Annotated in this window: 13 protein-coding genes; 6 read left to right on the top strand and 7 right to left on the bottom strand. The window is 59.7% G+C overall.

Annotation, left to right across the window (positions count from 1 at the left end):
- Positions 1–50 precede the first annotated feature (50 nt).
- Positions 51–533 carry an acyl-CoA thioesterase gene (locus tag ACEN9A_RS29775; protein WP_007934430.1) on the bottom strand — a complete coding sequence of 161 codons (483 nt, stop codon included), beginning with the start codon at positions 531–533 and terminating at the stop codon, positions 51–53.
- 205 nt (positions 534–738) lie between these two features.
- Between ACEN9A_RS29775 and ACEN9A_RS29770 the strand changes: the two genes are divergently transcribed.
- Positions 739–2,502 (top strand): cation:proton antiporter, encoded by a 1,764-nt coding sequence (locus ACEN9A_RS29770; protein ID WP_019651286.1) that lies wholly within the window; start codon positions 739–741, stop codon positions 2,500–2,502.
- A gap of 165 nt (positions 2,503–2,667) precedes the next feature.
- Here ACEN9A_RS29770 and ACEN9A_RS29765 read toward each other — a convergent pair whose 3' ends face one another.
- The 4 genes from ACEN9A_RS29765 to uvrD all read right to left on the bottom strand — a co-directional run bounded on the left by ACEN9A_RS29765 (position 2,668) and on the right by uvrD (position 6,972).
- Entirely contained in the window at positions 2,668–3,075 is a 408-nt protein-coding gene (locus ACEN9A_RS29765; protein ID WP_007934432.1) for an SMI1/KNR4 family protein, read from the bottom strand.
- Positions 3,076–3,210: 135 nt separating this feature from the next.
- Positions 3,211–4,080 (bottom strand): Tim44 domain-containing protein, encoded by an 870-nt coding sequence (locus tag ACEN9A_RS29760; RefSeq protein WP_258671704.1) that lies wholly within the window; start codon positions 4,078–4,080, stop codon positions 3,211–3,213.
- Between the two features lie 179 nt (positions 4,081–4,259).
- A complete protein-coding gene (locus tag ACEN9A_RS29755; RefSeq protein ID WP_007934436.1) occupies positions 4,260–4,700 on the bottom strand; it encodes an EamA family transporter in 441 nt (146 codons plus the stop codon).
- Positions 4,701–4,788: 88 nt separating this feature from the next.
- Positions 4,789–6,972, bottom strand: a complete 2,184-nt coding sequence (uvrD, locus tag ACEN9A_RS29750; RefSeq protein ID WP_258671702.1) for a DNA helicase II — start codon at positions 6,970–6,972, stop codon at positions 4,789–4,791.
- Between the two features lie 259 nt (positions 6,973–7,231).
- Between uvrD and ACEN9A_RS29745 the strand changes: the two genes are divergently transcribed.
- The 3 genes from ACEN9A_RS29745 (at position 7,232) to ACEN9A_RS29735 (ending at position 11,535) form a co-directional block, all read left to right on the top strand.
- The gene (locus ACEN9A_RS29745) at positions 7,232–10,105 is read left to right on the top strand and encodes an EAL domain-containing protein (protein WP_258671699.1); all 2,874 of its coding nucleotides are present in this window, start codon (positions 7,232–7,234) and stop codon (positions 10,103–10,105) included.
- Positions 10,106–10,240: 135 nt separating this feature from the next.
- Complete coding sequence (gene hexR, locus ACEN9A_RS29740; protein ID WP_003187110.1) at positions 10,241–11,107, top strand: transcriptional regulator HexR; 867 nt, start codon at positions 10,241–10,243, stop codon at positions 11,105–11,107.
- 215 nt (positions 11,108–11,322) lie between these two features.
- A complete protein-coding gene (locus ACEN9A_RS29735) occupies positions 11,323–11,535 on the top strand; it encodes a PA3496 family putative envelope integrity protein (protein WP_026346042.1) in 213 nt (70 codons plus the stop codon).
- Here ACEN9A_RS29735 and ACEN9A_RS29730 read toward each other — a convergent pair.
- Entirely contained in the window at positions 11,477–12,439 is a 963-nt protein-coding gene (locus tag ACEN9A_RS29730; RefSeq protein WP_019651289.1) for a LysR family transcriptional regulator, read from the bottom strand. The two genes, ACEN9A_RS29735 and ACEN9A_RS29730, sit on opposite strands and share 59 nt — an antisense overlap.
- A 190-nt stretch (positions 12,440–12,629) precedes the next feature.
- Here ACEN9A_RS29730 and ACEN9A_RS29725 point away from each other — a divergent pair, with 190 nt between their 5' ends.
- Positions 12,630–14,045 (top strand): acetyl-CoA carboxylase biotin carboxylase subunit, encoded by a 1,416-nt coding sequence (locus ACEN9A_RS29725; RefSeq protein ID WP_007896523.1) that lies wholly within the window; start codon positions 12,630–12,632, stop codon positions 14,043–14,045.
- Between the two features lie 11 nt (positions 14,046–14,056).
- On the top strand, positions 14,057–15,865 hold the full coding sequence (oadA, locus tag ACEN9A_RS29720; RefSeq protein ID WP_019651290.1) for a sodium-extruding oxaloacetate decarboxylase subunit alpha: 1,809 nt from the start codon (positions 14,057–14,059) through the stop codon (positions 15,863–15,865).
- Positions 15,866–15,994: 129 nt separating this feature from the next.
- Here the strand turns inward: oadA and ACEN9A_RS29715 are convergent, their stop codons facing one another.
- Positions 15,995–18,148, bottom strand: a complete 2,154-nt coding sequence (locus ACEN9A_RS29715) for an autotransporter outer membrane beta-barrel domain-containing protein (protein ID WP_258671697.1) — start codon at positions 18,146–18,148, stop codon at positions 15,995–15,997.
- Between the last annotated feature and the right edge of the window lie 270 nt (positions 18,149–18,418).

Genomic DNA, 18,418 nt, shown 5'->3' with positions numbered 1-18,418 from the left:
GGCAGCTCCCGCGCGTCTGTGGGCGCTGCCGCAGGCTGCGATCTTTTGCTTTAAGCGTCGCCCTTGATTTCCTGATAGCGCTTTTCCAGTTCCTGACGTATCTGCCGACGCTGCTGGGCCTGCATGTACCGACGCTTGTCTTCGCTGTTCTGCGGTTGCAGTGGCGGGACGGAGGCCGGTTTACGCTGGTCATCCACCGCGACCATGGTGAAGAAGCAGCTGTTGGTGTGGCGCACCGAGCGCTCGCGAATGTTCTCGGTCACGACCTTGATGCCCACTTCCATCGAGGTATTACCGGTGTAGTTGACCGAGGCCAGAAAGGTCACCAGCTCACCGACATGTATCGGCTCGCGGAAGATCACCTGATCCACCGACAAGGTCACTACGTAACGACCGGCATACCGGCTGGCGCAAGCGTAGGCCACTTCATCGAGGTATTTGAGCAGGGTGCCGCCGTGGACATTGCCAGAGAAGTTGGCCATGTCGGGGGTCATCAATACCGTCATCGACAGCTGGGCGTTTCCGGGTTCCATAACGTACTCACGGGTTCAAGGCAGGGTTTGGGGGTTGCACCTCTGTGGGTGCTTGTCGGTGTTTTTCAAACCAACAGTTATCGGGACGCCGGGCGGGGAGGCGCCGTCACGCCCGAAGCGATCTGTTTCCATATATTGCACCGTCTTTGCGCCGGAAGTCGTGGTGTTACCCTTCAAAAGCCCACCCTCGAAGGAGCCACACACCATGCATGCCATCAGTTTCATTCAGGATCTGGCAGTGATCATGTTGATCGCGGGTGTGGTGACCGTGCTCTTTCACCGTCTCAAACAGCCGGTGGTGCTCGGCTACATCGTCGCCGGTTTCATCATCGGCCCGCACACGCCGCCGTTCGGCCTGATTCACGACGAAGAAACCATCAAGACCCTTGCCGAACTCGGGGTGATTTTCCTGATGTTCTGCCTGGGGCTGGAGTTCAGCCTGCGCAAGCTGTTCAAGGTCGGCGCCACGGCGTTTATCGCGGCCTTCCTGGAAATCGTCCTGATGATCTGGATCGGCTACGAAATCGGTCGCTGGTTCGACTGGAATACCATGGACTCGCTGTTCCTCGGCGCGATCCTGGCGATTTCCTCGACCACCATCATCGTCAAGGCGCTCAACGACCTGAAGATGAAGAACGAGCGTTTTGCGCAGTTGATCTTCGGCGTACTGATCGTCGAGGACATCCTCGGTATCGGCATCATCGCCTTGCTGTCGAGCATCGCGGTTAGCGGCACGGTCAGTTCCGGCGAGGTCTTTTCCACCGTCGGCAAGCTTTCACTGTTCATGATTGTCGCACTGGTCATCGGCATTCTGCTGGTGCCGCGACTACTGGCCTATGTGGCGAAATTCGAAAGCAATGAGATGTTGCTGATTACCGTGCTGGGCCTGTGTTTCGGTTTCTGCCTGCTGGTGGTCAAGCTTGAATACAGCATGGTTCTCGGCGCGTTCCTGATCGGTGCGATCATGGCCGAATCACGCCAACTGCTGAAGATTGAGCAGTTGATCGAGCCGGTTCGCGACCTGTTCAGTGCGATCTTCTTCGTCGCCATTGGCCTGATGCTCGACCCGATGATCCTGTTGCAATACGCCTGGCCGATCGCGGTGATCACCGTCGCCGTGGTGCTGGGCAAGATGCTGTCCTGTGGCCTCGGCGCGTTTATCGCTGGCAATGACGGACGCACCTCACTGCGCGTGGGAATGGGGCTTTCACAGATTGGCGAATTCTCTTTCATCATCGCCGCGCTGGGCATGACGCTGCAGGTCACCAGCAGCTTTCTCTATCCGGTGGCTGTGGCCGTTTCGGTGATCACCACGCTGTTGACGCCCTATCTGATCCGCGCGGCCGATCCGCTGTCGATCAAGCTTGCTACCGTGATGCCGCAGCGCCTGGCTCGTGTGCTGGGGATGTATGGCGAATGGCTGCGCAGCATCCAGCCTCAGGGCGAGGGCGCGCTGTTGGCGTCGATGATTCGGCGGATTCTGTTGCAGGTGGGGGTCAATCTGGCGCTGGTGGTTGCGATCTTTTTATCGGGCGCCTTCTTCGCCGAGCGCATGTCCGTTTACCTGCAAGACTGGATCAGCGACCCGAGCTGGCAGAAAGCGTTGATCTGGGGTGGGGCGTTGCTGTTGTCGCTGCCGTTCCTGATCGCCGCCTATCGCAAGCTCAAGGCGCTGTCGATGCTACTGGCAGAAATGGGGGTGAAGCCGGAGATGGCCGGCCGCCACACGCAGCGAGTGCGGCGGGTGATCGCCGAAATGATCCCGATCCTCTCGCTGCTGGTGATTTTCCTGCTGCTGGCAGCCTTGTCGGCCAGTATTCTGCCGACCAACAAGTTGCTGGTGCTGATTGTCGTGGTCGCGGCTGCGGTAGCGGCGCTGCTCTGGCGCTGGTTCATCCGCGTGCATACGCGGATGCAGGTGGCCTTGCTGGAAACCCTGGATAACCACAAGGATTCGTCCGAGCATTGAGCGTGACGAATCCCTGTAGCAGCTGCCGAAGGCTGCGTTCGACTGCGCAGCAGTCGCCAATCAGGCTACGAGGTGATTCAGGTTAACCGAGTGTCAGGGTTTACGACTGCTTCGCAGCCGAACGCAGGCTGCGCCAGCTGCTACGAAAAGTCGTGCAGGGGTAAATCAGCTTTCCAGCCAGACGTCCCGTGCCCAATGCCAGACCGATTCCCAGGTTTCTTCGGCGAGTAACTCTTCTTCGGCCAGCCACAACACCACGGTGCCGTCTTCTTCGACGCAGTAGTAGTTGTCACCGTCCTGGCAAATCGGGATCAGGCTGCGATCAACACCAGCGTCCCAGGCGTTGGCGGCAACGTCCGGCAGGTAGGTGTGGGATTGCGGGTCGGTGACGGTCACCGGCTCCAGGCTGCCGTAGACTACATCGCTGACGGTCAGCAGGAATTCTCTGAATACGAAGGGAATGTCGATGAACAGTTGTTCTTCGATTTCTACCAGCAGATCTTCGTCGGGCAACTCCAAGGGGACCGGTACCGGTTCGTTGGCTTCACGCAGTTGTTCGATGATTTCTTCCACGTCCGGGATCCTCTTGCTTGATGGCGCGGTTTAGTTGGGGCGGTTTATACAGTAGCTCGCTATAGATGCAACCGTGAAATAGAAAACCCCGGCAGAGCCGGGGTTTTCATTACAGCATGCGAAAGCGCGAAGTTATCAGCCGTTCTGGCGGATACCCGCTACCAGCCAAGGCTGATTTTCGCCCTGTGGACGTTCCATGTTCCAGCTTTCGCTGAACACTTCGCCCTGGTCGAAACGCGAGTTTTTCGACACGCCGCTGAAGGTCAGGGTGGCGATAGTCTTGTCCGCACGGTCATCAACGCCGTCCAGTTGTACCTGGAGATTGTCGATGTAGGTCGACTGGAAGCCGTCGCCCAGGTCGGCACGTTCGCGCTTGAGGAACTCCAGCAGTTGCGGGGTCACGAACTCGGCGATCTTGTCCATTTCGTTGGCGTCCCAATGCTGTTGCAGGGACTGGAAATGGTTGCGCGCGGCTTCAACGAAGCGCTGTTCGTTGAACCAGGCCGGAGCATTGATCACCGGACGGGCAACAGGTGCAGCCGAACCGCCGAAGATCGAACCCATGGCTGGCTTCTGCTCGAACACTTCACGTTGCATCGGCGCGCCGGCCGGAGCCAGATGCTCCTGCTGCTTGCGACGACGAGCGGCGATGAAGCGGAAGATCAGGAAGGCGATGACCGCCATGATCAGGATGTCGAAGAACTGCATGCCCTGGAAGCCGCCGCCCATGAACATGGAAGCCAGCAGGCCACCGGCCGCGATACCGGCCAGTGGGCCGAGCCAGCGCGAAGCACCGCCGGCCTTGGCGGCAGCGCCAGCGGCACCGGCCGCGCCGGCAGTGGCGGCTGCACCGCCCACGCCAGGAGAAGAAGGAGCCATTTGGCTGGTCTGGTGAGTCGGCGCCGCACCGGCGCTTTTGCCGCCACCAAAGCGCTTGGCGTTGGCGTCCAGGCTCATCGTCAGGCCGATGCACAACGCCATGGCGATGCTAAGAAAACGTTTCATAAAGGGAATTCCCATTTGTGGATGGCACGCGCGCCATGTTGCACAGCTGAAGTGTCACTGGCTAGCGGCAGAGTGTTTCGGGCTTTTGCCTGACAGGTTGTGTTCAGCTTCAGTCAGCGCAATAAGGCCTGTTAGCGTTAGTCTGTAGGACGAGTGGACAGCTTCTGTAGGAAGGATGCCTAGCGCCGCAGCGCCAGCATGACCACACCGGCCGTAATCAGGCCGATTCCGCCCCATTGGCGCAGGTCGAGTTTTTCGCCCAGCAGGATTACGCCGAGCACCGCCACCAGCACCACGCTGAGTTTGTCCACCGGAGCGACCAGCGAGGCCGGCCCCAGTTTCAGCGCGCGGAAGTAGCAGATCCACGAGGCACCAGTGGCCAGTCCCGACAGCAGCAGGAACAGGTAGCTCCTGGCCGAGATCGATCCTAATGACTGATATTGGCCCGTAGCGTACAAAATCAAGGCCAGGCTGACCAAAACCACCACCGTGCGCAGCAGCGTGGCGAAGTCCGAGTTAACGTTTTCGATGCCGATTTTGGCGAAGATCGCGGTCATGGCGGCAAACGCCGCCGACATCAGGGCCCAGAATGTCCAGGAAGAAAAGAAACCCGAGCCCATGTATTCGCGCCTTTCATAAGATCAATCTGAAACACAGAACATTGCGGGAGCGAGCAGACTCGCCCCCACAGTAAATCACTGGCAGGTTTTAGATCGCTTCCAGCTTGGCGTAACCGAGCATCAGCCACTTGCTGCCTTCGCTGAAGTTCACCTGCACCCGCGCCTGAGCACCGGCGCCTTCGAAATTCAGGATCACACCGTCGCCGAACACCGAATGCCGCACAGTCTGGCCGAGGCTGAACCCGGTGTCCGGGATCTCGCTGCCGCCGAACAGGCTGGTGGAACTCTGCTGCTGGCCTCCGCCGAACGGACGGCTGACACTGTTGGACAGTCGCACTTCCTGGATCAGGCCTTTCGGCACTTCACGTACGAAACGCGACACCTTGTTGTAGGTCTCGCTGCCGTACAAACGTCGGGTTTCAGCATACGTCAGCACCAGGTTCTGCATCGCCCGGGTGATACCGACATAGGCCAGACGACGCTCTTCTTCAAGGCGCCCGGGTTCTTCCAGGCTCATTTTGTGCGGAAACAGGCCTTCTTCCATGCCCACCAGGAACACGTAAGGGAATTCCAGGCCCTTGGCGCTGTGCAGGGTCATCAACTGAATGCTGTCTTCGTGCTCGTCGGCCTGGGTGTCCCCGGCCTCCAGCGAGGCGTGGCCGAGGAACGCCGCCAGTGGTGACTGCTCTTCGTCCTCTTCCGGGTTTTCGAAGTTGCGCGCGGCGCTGACCAGTTCCTCAAGGTTTTCTACCCGGGCCTGGCCTTTCTCGCCTTTTTCCGCCTGGTGGTAGGCGATCAGCCCCGACTGCTCGATGACGGTCTGGGTCATCAGGTGCAGCGGCATTTCCATGCACTTGGCGGCGAGGTTCTCTATCAGCTCCATAAACGCCCCAAGTGCACCGGCAGCGCGCCCGGTCAGGCCCTTGTTGGCCACCAGCTGACGCATGGCTTCCCACATCGACACGTCGCTGTGGCGCGCATGATCGCGAATCGCTTCGACGGTTTTTTCGCCGATGCCACGGGCCGGAACGTTGATCACCCGCTCCAGGGCCGCATCGTTGCCACGGCCTTCCAACAAACGCAGATACGCCATGGCGTTCTTGATTTCTGCCCGTTCGAAGAAGCGCTGACCACCATAAATGCGGTACGGGATGCGCTCGCGCAGCAAGGCTTCTTCCAAAACGCGCGATTGGGCGTTAGAGCGGTACAGAATCGCGATATCACTGCGAGCCAAGCCGGTTTTCAGCGCGCTTTCAATGGTTTCAACCACGTAGCGTGCTTCGTCGTGTTCGTTGAACGCGGCATACAGATTGATCGCTTCGCCTTCGCCACCATCGGTCCACAGCTCTTTGCCCATGCGCCCGGTATTGTTGGCGATCAGGGCGTTGGCGGCCTTGAGGATCCCGGCGGTGGAGCGGTAGTTCTGCTCCAGACGAATGATTTCGGCATCCGGGAAGTCGTCGGAATACTGATAGATGTTCTCGATTTTCGCGCCGCGCCAGCCATAGATCGACTGGTCGTCGTCGCCGACCACCATCAGGCTGTCGCCACCCTTGGCCAGCAGACGCAGCCAGGCGTACTGCACGGCGTTGGTGTCCTGGAACTCGTCCACCAGAATGTGCCGGAAGCGCTTCTGGTAATGGGCGAGCAGGCCCGGGTGGTCGCGCCACAGATCGAGGGCGCGCAGCAGCAGTTCGGAGAAGTCGATGACGCCGGCGCGCAGGCACGCAGCCTCGTAGGCTTCATAAATGCTGCGCATGGTCGCCAGGAACAGATCGCCGCTGGCTTGAATATGTTGTGGACGCAGACCTTCGTCTTTCTGCCCGTTGATGAACCACTGGGCCTGCCGGGCCGGCCAGCGTTGCTCGTCCAGGCCCAACTCGCGGATCACCCGCTTGACCAGCCGTTGCTGGTCGTCGCTGTCGAGAATCTGGAAGGTCTGGCTCAGGCCTGCCTCTTGCCAGTGCGCCCGCAATAAGCGGTGCGCCAGGCCGTGGAAGGTGCCGACCCACATGCCGGCCGGGTTGATACCCATCAGCTGCTCGATGCGATGACGCATCTCGGCAGCGGCCTTGTTGGTGAAGGTCACCGACAGAATGGAGTGGGGCGAGGCGTTTTCGACCTGGATCAACCAGGCGATACGGTGCACCAGCACTCGGGTTTTGCCGGAGCCAGCACCGGCCAGGACCAACTGACGACCCACGGAGGCAGCTACGGCCTGGCGTTGGGCATCGTTGAGGGAGTTCAGCAGAAGGGAGAGATCATCGCGCATCGGGGCATTCTAGGGTGCGACGTCACACCGGGCAAACCGAGCTTTGCATTGGCCGATGAAAGAAGCACCGATGACGACCGGTCGGTCACTGGCTGCGAGCAGGGGCGGGGCTCGCCTGGCGGCTTTTACGCCGGATGCGGGCGACTAAAACTTTTGTCTATTTTATGACCTGAGGCAGTTTGGTCCGGGCATTTGCTTGTGTATGCTCCGTCCACAATTCGGGCTCGCATGCTCAACTATAAGAACAAGAACATCGCCTATGACCCTCAGCTCCGACCTGTCGGGCCCCTCCGTGGAGCCTCGGGCTATCCGCAAACAGTACGCCATGGAGATGGCGGTCGAACGCACGCGTCTGCTGTACCAGGGCTCGTTATTGCCGACGCTGTTCATGCTGATCAACGGTCTGGTGTGCGCCGGGTTGCTCTGGAGCCCGCAGCGTTACTTCGTGGTCAGCGTCTGGCTGATCTGGTTGTTGTCGCTGGTGGCGTTGCGAGTGATTCAGGTCGCGGCCTTCGATTCGGCGATTCCCAACCGTCAGGCCCATCCGATCTGGCGTCGCATGTTTCTGCTCGGTTCGGCGATGACCGGTTTGACCCTGGCCGGTGCCGGCATTGCACTGGTGCCCGCTGACAATTTCATCCAGCAAGCCTGGGTGTTCGGCCTGATCGGCGCCGCGGCCCTCTCGGCCAGCGTCGCTTATGCGGTCAGCCTGCCAGCATTTCTATCCTTTACCTTGCCCTGTCTGTTGCCGGCCATCGGCTATCTGTTCTGGGGTGGCGATGAACAGGAGCAGGGCTGGGGCTGGTTCGGGCTGATTCTGCTGGGCTCGTTGAGCGTGGTCGCTTGGCAGGTCAATCGACTGATCGATCAGGGGTTGCTACGGCGCTTTCAAAATCAGGCGCTGATCGAGCACTTGCAGCAGGCGCAAAGTCGCAGCGAGCAACTCAATCACGAACTGGCCAAGGAAATCGACCAGCGTCGTCGCGCCGAAGACGAGTTGCGCGAAACCCAGGTCGACCTTGAAAACCGGGTCGCCCAACGCAGTCTGGAGCTGGATGCGGCCAACCAGGCCTTGAGCAAGAGCGAAGCGCGGCTGGCGCTGGCGTTGAAGGCGAGCGAACTCGGTTTGTGGGACTGGAACCTGCAGACCGACGAAGTCCATCACACCCAGCTCCAGGAGTTGTTCGGGCTGGAGCCGGAATACGTGACGGCGATGCTCCGCCACCTCAAGCCGAGGCTGCACCCCGACGACTTGCCAGCGCTGAGGCGGGCGCTGGTCGAGCATTTGAAGGGCCGCACCGAGGATTATCAGATCGAGTACCGGGTGCGACATGGCGATGGCCATTGGGTCTGGATCGAGGACCGTGGTCGAGCGGTCGAGCGTAGCGAAAACGGCCGGGTGATCCGCATGGTCGGCACCCGCCGCGATATCAGCGCCAGCAAGCACCTGGAAGAACAGCGCCAACTGGCAGCGACGGTGTTCGAGGCGGCCAGCGAAGGCATTGTGATTTTCGACCCGAATTACGCGCTGATCGCCGTCAATCAAGCCTTCAGTCGGGTAACTGGCTATGAAATCGGCGACATGCTTGGGCGCAACGTGGTCGATTTACCCTGCAGCCGCGATGCCCGTCGGCATTACGCGGCGATTCGTCAGGCGCTGGAGCAGCACGGTAGTTGGCAGGGCGAATTGGTCGAGACCCGCAAGAATGGCGAGTTGTATCCGCAGTGGCTGCAACTGAATGCCGTGCGCGATATGCGGGGAAATGTCAGTCATATCGTCGGCTTCTTCGCCGATCTCTCTGCTCGGCGTGAATCCGAAGAGCGTATGCGCTACCTCGCCCATTACGACGAGCTCACGGGGCTGGCCAACCGTTCGTTGTTCCGTGAACGACTGAGCGAGGCTCATCAGCGGGTGCGCCAGGGCGGTCGGCGCAGCCTGGCGTTGCTGCACATCAATCTGGATCGCTTCAAGCTGCTCAACGACAGCCTCGGCCACGAAATCGCCGATCAGCTGTTACAGAAAATGGCCCGGCGGTTGGTCAATGCGTTGCCGGAAGCGGACACCATCGCCCGGTTGTCCGGCGATGAATTTGCGGTGCTGTTCGACGCCTACGGCAACCTGTCGAGCCTGGCGCGAGTGGCGACCCGATTGTCGACCAAGCTGCGTTTGCCGATCACCGTCGAGGGGCATGAACTGGTGATGAGCGCGTCCATGGGCATCAGCCTGTTGCCGGACACCTCGCGGGAGATTTCCGCGCTGGTCAGCCAGTCGAACATGGCCATGCAGCATGCCAAACACTTGGGCGGCAACAACTTCCAGTTCTACACCGACAGCCTGCAGGCCAGCACGCTCGAGCGTTTGCAGCTTGAGAACCAATTGCGCAAAGCCATCGAAGAAAAGCAGTTGAAGGTGTTTTATCAACCGAAACTCTGCCTCGCCACCGGCCGGTTGAATGCCGCCGAAGCGCTGGTGCGCTGGAGTCACCCGACCCTTGGCCAGGTACCGCCGGGGGATTTCATCGGTCTGGCCGAGGAAACCGGCCTGATCAACGCTATCGGCGAGTTCGTATTGCGTCAGGCCTGCTGGCAAGCCTGCGAATGGCAGCGTCAGGGGCTTGAGCCGATTCGGGTGTCGGTCAATCTGTCGGTGCATCAACTGCGTCAGGGGAAACTCGTCAGCCTGGTGCGCCAGGTGCTGGAGGAAACCGGTCTGGCGCCGCACTACCTGGAACTGGAACTTACCGAGAGCCAGTTGCTGGACAGCGTCGAGCACATCATCGCGACCTTCCAGCAATTGCGCGATCTGGGGGTGAAGCTGGCGATCGACGATTTTGGTACAGGTTATTCGTCTCTGAGTTATCTGAAACGGATTCCGGTGGACTACGTGAAGATCGATCAGGCATTTATCCGCGGGCTGGGGGAGAGCAGTGAAGATGCAGCGATCACCCGGGCGATCATTGCCATGGCCCATGGTCTGTCGTTGAAAGTGGTGGCTGAAGGGGTCGAGCGACCGGAGCAGTTGGAGTTTCTGAAGGTCGAGCGTTGCGATGAAGTGCAGGGTTATTGGATCAGCCGTCCGGTTGAGGCCGCGGACCTGGCCGAGCTTTTACGCGCAGACGAAAAAACCTCGTAGGTGCTACATGGAGCATATGTCGCGTGAAACGGGGACATTGAGTTACGCATTGAGCAGGCAAAAAGCCGATTCATGTAGTATAACTACAAGCGTGCTACATCCCCGGCAACTGCCAATAACAAAGAGTCCAGCCCCTTGAATCTGCTGCAACACATCGCCCAGTCACGCCACCTGTTACGCAAGTCGGAGCTCAAGGTCGCCGACCACGTGCTGCTTGATCCTGCGGCGGTGATGCACAGTTCCATGGCCGACCTGGCCCACAGCGTGGGCATCAGCGAGCCGACCATCGTGCGTTTTTGCCGCGCCATCGGTTGCTCCGGGTTCCAGGATCTGAAGCTGAAACTGGCGCAGAGTCTGGCGGCCGGCGCGAGCTTCGGGCAATTCGCGATCCATGAAGACGATTCGGTTGCCGACTACAGTCTGAAAATCTTCGACACTACCCTGCACACCCTGATGGAAGTTCGCGAGAAACTTGACCCGGTAGCGTTGCAGAAAGCCGTGACCGCGATGTCCCAGGCCCAGCGTGTCGAGTTCTACGGCTTCGGCGCGTCCGGTGCGGTAGCGGCGGATGCCCAGCACAAATTCTTCCGTTTGCTGCTGACCGCGGCGGCGTATTCCGACCCGCATATGCAGGCGATGTCGGCAGTGACCTTGAAGCCGACCGATGTGGCGATCTGCATTTCCCAGTCCGGTCGTTCAAAAGACCTGTTGATCACCGCCAACCTGGTGCGCGAAAGCGGCGCCTCGCTGATCACTCTGTGCCCGAGCCAGACACCGTTGGCCGAGCTGTCGACCGTCAACCTGGCGATCGATGTGCACGAAGACACTGAAATCTACACGCCACTGACGTCGCGTATTGCGCATCTGGTAGTGATCGATGTGTTGGCGATGGGCGTGGCCATGGCTCGTGGGCCGAGCCTGGTCAATCACTTGAAAAGCGTCAAGCGCAGCCTTCGCAGCTTGCGATTGTCGCCAAAGTCAGTAAAAGCGCTGGACGATTGATTCTGGCTGGAATTGTGGCGAGGGAGCTTGCTCCCGCTCGGCTGCGCAGCAGTCGCAAAATCTTAGGGCTGCTTTGCGACCCAGCGGGAGCAAGCTCCCTCGCCACAGGTTCGCGGTCAGCCAGTGAGTTTCATCGTTCTGTAACCCTCCCGCCGCCAAACCGTCATCCCTCGCGCCTATCTTGAAACTCCCGTACTCGCCTTGGGAGACTCGAAATGGCCCAGCCCTACGAAGAACGCAACAGCGCCGTCAAAACCCGTCGTCAGCAAGAAGATCAGCGCCGCATGGAATTTCGCCGCGCCATCGAAGATCGTTGCGAACGCCGCCAGCTTCTGGCCGAAATCGGCGAATTTCCCGACGACCTCGAACTCAACTACTGGCAGGCAGCGCCGGTAACTTCCCGTCGAAACGCTCAACCAGCGCGCTGATTTGTGCCCGTTCGCTGCGAATAAACGCAAGGAATGCGTGAGCCACCGGCGATAGCCGTTTGGCCTTCGCCTGCACCAGGCACCAACTACGCAGCAGCGGCAGCTCTTCGACCGGCAGCTCAATCAGGCCACCGGTCGCCAACTCAAGGTTCAGGGCATGGCGCGTCAACAGCGCCAGGCCCAGACCCGCCAGCACGCATTCACGCTGAGCTTCCGCCGAGGCGACCTCCTGGGTCTGGGTGAAGTGCACGCGCTTCTCTTTGAAATACTCCTCACAGGCCAGTCGCGTGCCGGAACCGGGTTCGCGCAACAGCAGCGTGTAGGGTTCCAGATCCTGCAGGCGCAACGGACCCATGTGGCACAGCGGATGATCCGGCGGCGCCACGGCTACAATCGGGTTATTGAGGAACGGCAGGAATTCCAGCCCCATGTCCTGTGGGACCATCGACATGATCACCAGATCGTCACGGTTATCCGACAGGCGCCGGATAACCTGGCCGCGGTTGACCACCGTCAGGTGCAGGTTCACTTCCGGGTGCTGGCGTTTGAACGCGGCAAACAGGTGCGGCACGAAGTACTTGGCGCTGGACTCCACCGCCAGTTTCAACTGACCTTGCAATGAGCCTTGCATGTCCGACAGCTGCATATCGAGGTTTTCCAGGCGGCCGAAAATGTCCCGGCTGGCGCGCTGCAGCGCTTCGGCCGCCTCGGTCATGTAGAGCTTTTTGCCGACGTAATCGAACAAGGGCTGACCGATCAGCTCTTCGAGTTGACGAATCTGTAGGCTCACGGCAGGTTGTGTGAGAGACATTTCGTCGGCAGCGCGGCTGTAGGACCTTAAATCGCACACCTCATTGAAGATCTGCAATTGACGCAATGTCATACGCATCAATGACTTACGCATTTTCTATAAATCCTGAGCGAAGGCCGATGACTCAACTATAAGTCTTTGCTTATGCCTGACCCAATTATTATTCATTTTTGTTAATCCCTTGCGAGCGCTAGTGTGGAGCTGCGACTGAATTGAAACATTTGGTCACGCGTCGACCTGTCTAATCGGGTCGTGGGTGCCACCGGCTCAAGGGAACCTCCAAGTGATAAAAAAGATCCTGATTGCCAACCGTGGTGAGATTGCCGTACGAATCGTGCGCGCCTGCGCCGAGATGGGCATTCGCTCGGTCGCGATCTATTCCGACGCCGACCGTCATGCTTTGCATGTGAAGCGTGCGGACGAGGCCCACAGCATCGGTGCCGAGCCACTGGCCGGCTACCTGAACCCGCGCAAGCTGGTGAACCTGGCGGTGGAAACCGGTTGCGATGCGTTGCACCCCGGCTACGGCTTTCTTTCGGAAAATGCCGAGCTGGCGGACATCTGCGCCGAACGCGGAATCAAATTCATCGGCCCGTCGGCGGAAGTCATTCGCCGCATGGGCGACAAGACCGAAGCGCGCCGCAGCATGATCAAGGCCGGCGTGCCGGTTACACCGGGCACCGAAGGCAACGTGTCGGGCATCGAAGAGGCCCTGACCGAAGGCGATCGCATCGGTTACCCGGTGATGCTCAAGGCTACCTCCGGTGGTGGCGGCCGCGGCATTCGTCGTTGCAACAGTCGCGAAGAACTCGAACAAGCCTTTCCGCGAGTGATTTCCGAAGCCACCAAGGCTTTCGGTTCGGCGGAAGTGTTCCTGGAAAAATGCATCGTAAACCCGAAACACATCGAAGCGCAGATCCTCGGCGACAGCTTCGGCAACGTGGTGCACCTGTTCGAGCGTGACTGCTCGATCCAGCGTCGCAACCAGAAGCTGATCGAGATCGCTCCGAGCCCGCAACTGACCCCGGAACAGCGCGCCTACATTGGCGACCTGTCGGTGCGTGCAGCCAAGGCCGTGGGTTACGAAAACGCCGGTACCGTGGAGTTCCTGCTCGCCGAGGGCGAGGTGTACTTCATGGAGATGAACACCCGGGTGCAGGTGGAACACACCATCACCGAAGAAATCACCGGCATCGACATCGTTCGCGAGCAGATTCGCATCGCCTCCGGTTTGCCGCTCTCGGTGAAACAGGAAGACATCCAGCACCGCGGTTTCGCGCTGCAGTTCCGGATCAACGCCGAAGACCCGAAAAACAACTTCCTCCCGAGCTTCGGCAAGATCACCCGTTACTACGCGCCCGGCGGTCCCGGCGTGCGCACCGACACAGCGATCTATACCGGCTACACCATTCCGCCGTTCTACGATTCGATGTGCCTGAAACTGGTGGTCTGGGCGCTGACCTGGGAAGAGGCGATGGACCGTGGCTTGCGAGCCCTCGACGACATGCGTCTGCAAGGGGTCAAGACCACCGCCGCGTACTACCAGGAAATCCTGCGTAACCCGGAATTCCGTAGCGGCCAGTTCAACACCAGCTTCGTTGAAAGCCACCCTGAACTGACCAACTACTCGATCAAGCGCAAACCCGAAGAGCTGGCCCTGGCCATCGCCGCCGCCATCGCCGCCCACGCAGGCCTGTGAGGAATATGACAATGTCCAAGAAGATCCATGTAACTGACACAATCCTGCGCGACGCCCATCAATCGCTGCTCGCCACCCGCATGCGCACCGAAGACATGCTGCCGATCTGCGACAAGCTCGACAAAGTCGGCTACTGGTCGCTGGAAGTCTGGGGCGGCGCGACCTTCGACGCCTGCGTACGCTTCCTGAAAGAAGACCCGTGGGAGCGTCTGCGCCAACTGCGCGCCGCGTTGCCTAACACGCGCCTGCAAATGCTCCTGCGTGGCCAGAACCTGCTGGGCTATCGCCATTACAGCGACGACGTGGTCAAAGCCTTCGTCGCCAAGGCCGCGGTCAACGGCATCGACGTGTTCCGCATCTTCGACGCGATGAACGATGTGCGTAACCTGCGAGTCGCCATCGAAGCGGTGAAGGCTGCTGGCAAACACGCCCAGGGCACCATCGCCTACACCACCAGCCCGGTGCACACCATCGAGGCTTTCGTGGCGCAAGCCAAGCAAATGGAAGCCATGGGCTGCGACTCGGTGGCGATCAAGGACATGGCCGGTCTGCTGACCCCGTACGCCACGGGTGAACTGGTCAAGGCTCTGAAGGCCGAGCAATCGCTGCCGGTGTTCATCCACTCCCACGACACCGCTGGCCTGGCTGCAATGTGCCAACTCAAGGCTATCGAAAACGGCGCCGACCATATCGACACCGCGATCTCCAGCTTCGCCTGGGGCACCAGCCACCCGGGCACCGAATCGATGGTCGCCGCCCTTAAAGGCAGCGAGTTCGACACCGGCCTGAACCTGGAATTGCTGCAAGAGATCGGCCTGTACTTCTACGCCGTGCGCAAGAAGTACCACCAGTTCGAAAGCGCGTTCACTGCCGTCGACACTCGCGTGCAGGTCAACCAGGTACCGGGCGGGATGATTTCCAACCTGGCCAACCAGTTGAAAGAGCAGGGCGCCCTGAACCGCATGAGCGAAGTGCTGGCGGAAATCCCGCGCGTTCGCGAAGACCTCGGCTTCCCGCCGCTGGTGACCCCGACCTCGCAAATCGTCGGCACCCAGGCGTTCTTCAACGTGCTGGCCGGCGAGCGCTACAAGACCATCACCAACGAAGTGAAGCTTTACCTGCAAGGCGGCTACGGCAAGGCGCCGGGCACTGTGAACGAGAAGCTGCGGCGTCAAGCCATCGGCAGCGAAGAGGTGATCGACGTGCGTCCGGCCGATCTGCTCAAGCCGGAGATGACCAAGCTGCGTGCCGAAATCGGCGCCGTGGCCAAGTCTGAAGAAGACGTGCTGACCTACGCCATGTTCCCGGACATCGGCCGCAAGTTCCTCGAAGAACGCGCAGCCGGCACCCTGACGCCAGAAGTGCTGCTGCCGATTCCGGAAGCGGGCGGTGTGGCTTCGGCCGGTGGTGAAGGCGTGCCGACCGAGTTCGTCATCGACGTTCACGGCGAAACCTACCGCGTCGACATCACTGGTGTGGGCGTCAAGGCTGAAGGCAAGCGCCACTTCTACCTGTCCATCGACGGCATGCCGGAAGAAGTGGTGTTCGAACCGCTCAACGAATTCGTCAGCGGCGGCAGCAGCAAGCGCAAGCAAGCCACTGCACCGGGCCACGTCAGCACCACCATGCCGGGCAACATCGTCGATGTGCTGGTCAAGGAAGGCGACACCGTGAAAGCCGGCCAGGCCGTGCTGATCACCGAGGCGATGAAGATGGAAACCGAAGTCCAGTCGGCCATCACCGGTAAAGTCACCGCCATCCACGTGGCCAAGGGCGACCGGGTGAACCCGGGCGAGATCCTGATCGAGATCGAAGGCTGAGTTAACAGCCTCGATATACCGCTTTAAACCTCGGGGGGGCATGTGCTCCCCTTTTTTTTCGTCCGGAGTTTGGGCCTTCGCTCCCACCAGGAGGAACTGTGCTGAATCAGTGAGGGCGAGGTGATTTCGTCAGAACGCCATCCGCCACTGCCCCGTCACGCCATGGTTGCGGCTATCACTGGCGATCTCGCCAGTGAGGCCAACACCCAATGTATGGTTTGCCGAAACCCCAAGATCCAGTCCCGCATCGACCAGCAGGCTGTTGCGATCCAGCGCAGCGCCTTTGACGGTGTAAGTCCTGCCGCCGGTTACCAGTCGTTGATGAGTCCTGCTGTCGACATCACCATAGGTGTGTTTCCAGCCGGCGCCGAATCGTGGCGTCAGTTGCATGCCGTTATCCAGTGTATTGAGCTGTGCGAGGCGCAGACCGAATGTGCTGCTGAAATTGCCCTGCGTTTGCCCATGGACCTGTAATGCCGCCGCTCCACCTTTCTCGGTATAGCTGTCACGCTGGTAGCGCTGATAGCCGAGATTGGCAAAGGGCTCGGCGTGGAAACTACCGCTGCCGAGGTTGTAACCCAGCTCCGCAAAGGCTTGCTGAGTGTGGGCGTCGTAGCGGCCTTTCAGGCGATCGCTGAAACTGTTGAACGCCACTCGCCGTTTGGTGCTGCCATCGTGGTTGCCGTAACTTGCGCCCAGACGTAACGCCAACGGGCCGCTTTGGCGCAGGGCATAGGCGCCCAAGTGCCAACTGTCCAGATCTCCGTCCAGATGATTTCCGTCCAGGCGTGTCTGCGATTTTGCGCCGATGATGCCCACACGCCATTGCTCATCGAGCGCCCAATCCGCACCCAGCACCAGACCTTCCGTGGAATGTTGCAGCGCGCTGCTGGCATGGCCGCGATCGAGTGTGCCGCCGTTGCCCAGTGCTTGTAGCCAGACCCTGCCAGTGGCTTCGCTGTCCGCCGCCAAACTCGGCGTTCTGTGCTGCCCGTTGAAGTCGGTATTGTCCGTCTGACGCATGGTCGAGAGTAGGCTGCTGTTCACCGAATTGGCGCTACTCAAGGTTGCATTGGCCAGGTTGGCATTACTGCCTCCGGCCAATTGTTCGATCGCCAGGATGGCGGTGGCTTTGTTGGAGCCGAGCAGGGCGGAGATGGCGGCGTTGGTTGTGGTGGATGACTTCGCAGCGACGACCGTCGGATGGGGAGTGGGCGATGACGCTACTTCGAAGGCCTCATTTTTTGTGGCAAGAGGTGGAGTCAGTGAGCTGATGGATGGTTCGGAGGTGGCGGTTGGAGTCACGGCGGCGATCGTGTTGTTCGTCGTGTCAGATGGCATCTGAGCAGAGGGGGACTCTATTGGTTCTTCGATGCTGTTAGCCAACTCGCGTCCATTGTCGCTGCTCGCGAGGCTTTCGATAGTCACCTCATTCCGCGCATAAGTCAGGCCAACAGATTTTTCGTTGTACTGAATGGCAGGGGTCATGAAAGCCAGGTTGTTGAGAACCTTGCCGAACTCACCTTCGACGTTGCTGGCGTTCATAACGGTGTACTGGTTGCTCAACGCATAGTCGCCCGGCACGGCGACAATGTTCAGCGTGGCGTTGCCAAGGTTGGCGGTGCCATCAACCTGAATGGTTTCGCTGCGGCCATCGGCATTTACCTCATAGGCCAGTTCGCCAGTGTCGTGCAGCTCAAGGTTACCGCTTACCCGCGGTGCACCGTGCATCGCATTGACCTCAAGCCGACCTGCTACCAACAAGTGGCCAACTTGCCCATTGCCGCGAAAGGTCGCTTTTTTATCAACCGAAACTTGGCCGACAATGTGCCCGCGATTAGTTAGCGCAGCTTTTTCCTTCACTATGGCGCCTTCGGAGAAGTCACCTGTCCCTGTCAGCGTCCACTCACCTCGATTGACGTGCAGGTAGTTAAAATTCCGGCTTTCCCCTAGTTCGCCACCGCTCACGATATCGAGTTGCAGAGCGTTGGTGCCGCCGCCTCCATCAACGATCCCGTCGAAACGGCCGCGTCGGCTGACGGTTATCAGATCGTTGGCATCGCTCAGTTTCAATGCGATGCCATCAGCACCTATTTCTGTTTTGGTTACCGGCGTTTTAACCGTGTCTGAACCGTTGATGAATGCCTCGAACAGTGTCATTTGATTAGCGAATGACGGCAGGATGGCGGTTGGCTGTTGAGCATGTGCGGAACCTGCATGGGCAAGAGTGAGGGAAATCGTCAGAGCCATGCATTGCGGTCGAAAAGTGTGTCTGCTGGACATCGGGTTCAGCCTCTTTTGAAGGGAGGCCAAACTCTAAAAGTCGATCCGGTTTCAGGATGCCGGGCGTTTCCCGGCGCATCGAAAGGCGTAGAGACGTCGGTTGTAGCCGAAACAATGGTGGTCTTCGACGACGTCCGTTTTCACTCGACCATCTGATGTTTTTCCTTACAGCAATCCCGGAAGCTTCTATTGGCGAAAACTTAGAAACTCATCTACCAATGCCCGATCAATCCATGATTACGGCTGTTGTTGCCGATCTCGCCGCTGGCA

The organism is Pseudomonas sp. Pseusp18 (assembly GCF_059506005.1).
Note: the sequence above shows the minus strand (reverse complement) of the source record. Positions and strands in the feature narration are given on the sequence as shown.